This window comes from Streptomyces sp. NPDC058964 (assembly GCF_042741275.1).
Taxonomy (GTDB): domain Bacteria; phylum Actinomycetota; class Actinomycetes; order Streptomycetales; family Streptomycetaceae; genus Streptomyces.
In genome coordinates this window covers 1-3,318 of record NZ_JBHYKH010000273.1, presented here as the reverse complement: position 1 = coordinate 3,318, position 3,318 = coordinate 1, and the positions used below count along the sequence as shown (strand labels likewise).

General features: G+C 73.1%; 2 protein-coding genes and 1 pseudogene. 2 read left to right on the top strand and 1 reads right to left on the bottom strand.

What is annotated here, in order from left to right:
- Positions 1-182: 182 nt before the first annotated feature.
- Positions 183-1,670 (bottom strand): long-chain fatty acid--CoA ligase, encoded by a 1,488-nt coding sequence (locus ACFW2E_RS28435; RefSeq protein WP_384469920.1) that lies wholly within the window; start codon positions 1,668-1,670, stop codon positions 183-185.
- Positions 1,671-1,820: 150 nt separating this feature from the next.
- On the opposite strand from ACFW2E_RS28435, the gene ACFW2E_RS28430 reads away from it, so the two are divergent.
- Positions 1,821-3,056 (top strand): PucR family transcriptional regulator, encoded by a 1,236-nt coding sequence (locus tag ACFW2E_RS28430; RefSeq protein WP_384469919.1) that lies wholly within the window; start codon positions 1,821-1,823, stop codon positions 3,054-3,056.
- Positions 3,043-3,318 (top strand): annotated as a pseudogene (locus ACFW2E_RS28425) (hypothetical protein); the annotation flags it as partial. The gene ACFW2E_RS28430 and the pseudogene ACFW2E_RS28425, both read left to right, overlap by 14 nt.

Below are 3,318 nucleotides of genomic sequence, written 5' to 3'. Positions count from 1 at the left end.
GGATGGGTGACGGGGGTTCCGTTCGAGCGCCGGGCAGGCCTTGCACCTGCATCTCCCCGCAGGAAGCGGGACGTCTTTCCTTGGACCACCAACGCACGGCACCCCACCCCACCCGGTGTTCGGGCGGCGAGCTCAAGATCCACTCTACCGCATGCCACCTGGGTCCCCGCGCGGGGCGAGCCTCACCCTGCGGGCGCGCTGATCTCCCGCTTGAGGATCTTGCCGCTGGGGCCCGTCGGCAGGGCGTCCATCAGCCAGACCTCGCGCGGATACTTGTACGCCGCGACCCGGTCCTTGACGAACTCCCGCAGCTCCGCGGGCGTGGCCTCGGCGCCCGGGCGCAGGACCACCGCGGCCGCGACGTCCTCACCGAGCCGGTCGTGCGGCACGCCCAGCACGGCCGCCAGCGCGACGGCCGGGTGCTCGTGCAGCACCTCCTCGATCTCCCGCGGGTAGACGTTGTAGCCACCGCGGATGATCATGTCCTTCTTGCGGTCGACGATGTACAGATAGCCGTCCTCGTCCCGCCGGGCGAGGTCACCGGTGCGCAGCCAGCCGTCCGGTATCGCGGTCGCGGTCTCCTCGGGCAGGTTCCAGTAACCCTTCATCACGTTGGGACCGCGCACGGCCAGTTCACCGACCTCGCCGGGGGCCACGTCCTGGCCCTTCTCGTCCAGCAGCCGGACCTCCACGTCCCGGATCGGGGTGCCGACCGATCCCGGCTTGCGCGGCCGGTCGGGGTGGTTGAAGGAGACCACCGGGCTCGTCTCCGACATGCCGAAGCCTTCCAGCACCATGCAGCCGAAGCGCCGTTCGAACCCGTGCAGCACCTCCACGGGGAGCGAGGCACCGCCGGAGACGCACGTCCGCAGCGTCGACACGTCCGCCTCGGCCGGGTGCTGCAGCAGCGCCGCGTACATCGTCGGCACCCCCTCGAAGACCGTGGCCCGGTCGCGGGCGATGGCGTCCAGCACGGCCTGCGGGTCGAAGCGGGGGATCAGGGTGAGCGAGGCGCCGGCGCGGACGGCCACGCTCATGGTGCAGATCTGCCCGAAGATGTGGAACAGCGGCAGACAGCCGACCACCACGTCGTCCGCCGTCATGCGCTGCACATGGACGGTGTTGACCTCGGTGTTGTGCCGCAGACTGGCGTGCGTGAGCGCGGCGCCCTTCGGACGACCCGTCGTACCGGAGGTGTACAGGAGCACGGCCACGTCGTCGCCGGCCGCCTGCGTCACCTCGGCCAGCGGCTCGTGACCGGCCAGCAGCGCGGTGAACGCGGCGGGCTCCACCGCGATGTGCCGCACCCCGGCGGCCGCCGCTCCCTGAGCGCCCTCACCGGGTGCCTGGTGCCACTCGAACAGCAGCACCGCCCCGGAGTCGTTCAGGTGGTACTCGGTCTCCCGGGTCTTCAGCAGCGGGTTCATCGGCACGACGATCGCCCCGGCGCGCAGGGCGCCGTAGTACAGCACGACGAACTCGGGGACGTTCGGCAGCATCAGGGCCACCCGGTCACCCGGCCGCACGCCCTCGGCCCGCAGCAGTGCCGCGGCGCGGGCGCTGCGCTCGTCCAGGTCGGCGTAGGTGGCGACCTGCGTTCCCAGACGCAGCGCGGGACGCTCCGGCTGCCGCTGTGCCGTCCGCACCAAGAACTCCGCCAGATTGGGCATGCCCCGCCTCCACGAATGTCACCGTCGAAATCCGCCGTTCACGTTCACGACATGGTGGTGCCGCCGCCGACGACGACCTATGGCAGGGACGACAGCGTCCCCGTCCGCCGGTTGTTCCCGGGAACAAAGGCAGGGCACTACACTGCGCCGATGGACTTCTCGGGTGTGGCCGCGTCGATGCACGCACGGCTTCCGGAACTCGGCGAGCGGCTGGCGGAGCGCATCCGCTCGGACGCCGCCGCATACAGGGACGAGTCGCTCCTGCCCTTCGACTCGCTGCGCCGCTCGTGCACGGCCAACGCCGACCTGGTGCTGAGGCACTTCCACCGGGCCGGCCCCCCGGATCCCGGTCCGGCCCGTGACACCGGCCGCATCCGCGCCGAGCAGGGCATGCCGCTGGCCGACACCCTGCACGCCTACCGCATCGGCTTCGAGTTCCTGTGGTCGGAGATCGTCAAGGAGGCACGTACCCACCCGGAGGTCACGGACGCCGAACTGGTGGCCCGTTCCGCCGAGATCTGGTCGCTGTTCGGCCTCTTCGCCGAAGCCGTGGCGGACGCCCACCGGGAGACCTCCGCCGAGCTGACCCTGCAGCGCGAGGCGCGGCGCTCCGCCCTGGTGGAAGCGCTCTTCACCGGCGTGATCGCCGACCGCACCACCCTGTGGGAGGCCGCCCGCGAACTGGGCATGCCCGAGCGGGGACCCTACGCCGTGGTCGCCGCCGAGTCCGCGGCCCCCGGTACGGAGCCGCTGGCCGGAATCGAGGCCGCCCTGCGCCAGGCCCACCTCCCGTCCGCCTGGCGGCTGCTGCCCGACCAGCAGATCGGCCTGGTCGCCCTGACCGCGCCCGCGGCGGAGAGCACCGGACTGCGCATCCTGCGCCGCGCGCACGCCCGGGTCGGCGTCAGCCCCGGCTTCCACTCGCTGCGCGACACCCCCCAGGCCCTGCGCTTCGCCCGGCTGGCCCTGGCAGGCCTTCCCGGCACCGGCCCGGGGGTCGCGCGTTTCGACGACAACCCGCTGGCCATGGTCGTCGCGGCCGCCCCGGCGGAGGCGGCGCACCTGGTCACGGTGACCCTCCAGCCCGTCCTCGATCTCCCGGCCGCGGAGCGCGCCCGCCTGCTGGAGACACTCGAGCACTGGTTCGCCGCGGCCGGCTCGGCCGCCGACGCGGCGCGCAGCCTCTTCGTCCACCCCAACACGGTCCGCTACCGGCTGCGCCGCATCGAGGAGCTGACCGGCCGCGCCCTGTCCGACCCGCGAGCGGCCGCGGACCTCGGCGCCGCACTCCTCGCGGTGCGCGGCTCCGCGACGAGGGGCACGGGAGACGACGGCCCGAAGGCACCGGGACCCGGGGACTGCACCCTCACACGTGCGTCGCGTTGATCGGCGGACGGACACGGTCCGAGAGGCGCACGTCACCGGTCCCAGCAGTCGTTCCTACGTCACCTGGGGCGGTCCCACCGGACCGGTGAAGCGGACCGCGGCCACGGCACTGCGGCTGCCGCCGACCGCCGCGAAGCCCGGCCTCGACTCCCTGGTGCGCGGTGACTTCGACGGGGACGGCCACCACGGCCTCGCCGGACTCGCGGACAACGGCGCCGGAGCGCGGCAGGGAGGTCCCGGACAGGTCGCGGCACGCGCGACC

Bases quoted from the DNA above. Each gene is read 5' to 3' on its own strand.
- ACFW2E_RS28435 (WP_384469920.1), bottom strand. From the start codon at position 1,670: ATGCCCAATCTGGCGGAGTTCTTGGTGCGGACGGCACAGCGGCAGCCG.
- ACFW2E_RS28430 (WP_384469919.1), top strand. From the start codon at position 1,821: ATGGACTTCTCGGGTGTGGCCGCGTCGATGCACGCACGGCTTCCGGAA.